The sequence below is a fragment of the Methylocystis suflitae genome (assembly GCF_024448135.1).
Classification (GTDB): Bacteria; Pseudomonadota; Alphaproteobacteria; order Rhizobiales; family Beijerinckiaceae; genus Methylocystis; species Methylocystis suflitae.
This window is the reverse complement of sequence record NZ_JAMRYX010000060.1, coordinates 1-496: the sequence shown is the minus strand read 5'-3', so window position 1 is coordinate 496 and position 496 is coordinate 1. Positions and strand designations below refer to the sequence as shown.

Below are 496 nucleotides of genomic sequence, written 5' to 3'. Positions count from 1 at the left end.
TCTACGTGAAAGACATCCTGAAAGCCCTTCGAAAATCCTGTTTCTGGCGTATTCGAATATGTTTTTGCCGCCGGCTCGAGCCATTGTTCTCGAGCCCTCGCTGTATGGCACATTGGCCCCGATCGATATTGACCCAGTCCACCCGATGGATGATCCGCAATCACCCCCAAAACAACAATATCATACGATCCTCGAGCAGTGGGCCAAGCTTCTGCAGGGACGGCTGACGATCTATGATTATGACCAGTCCATGCTGTTGTGGCGCGATCTGCCTAACCCATCACATCAGGCGTTTCAGCGCGATGTGAAACTCTATCGTGACATTGGCGTGTTGGGCTTTACGACCGAAAGCCGGATGGCGCTCGCGACAACCGTCACCAATTTTTATCTACGAGGTAGATTGATGTGGAACCCGGATGAAGACGTCGAAGCGCTGCTCGACGATTTCTACGGCAAATTCTTTGGTCCTGCAGAAAAGCCAATGCGCGACTATTGG

The 496-nt window shown here is 51.8% G+C and carries 1 protein-coding gene; it reads left to right on the top strand.

Annotated elements, in window-relative coordinates; genetic code table 11:
- On the top strand, positions 1 to 496 hold a 496-nt coding region (locus NEI07_RS04645), incomplete at both ends, for a DUF4838 domain-containing protein (protein WP_328516960.1).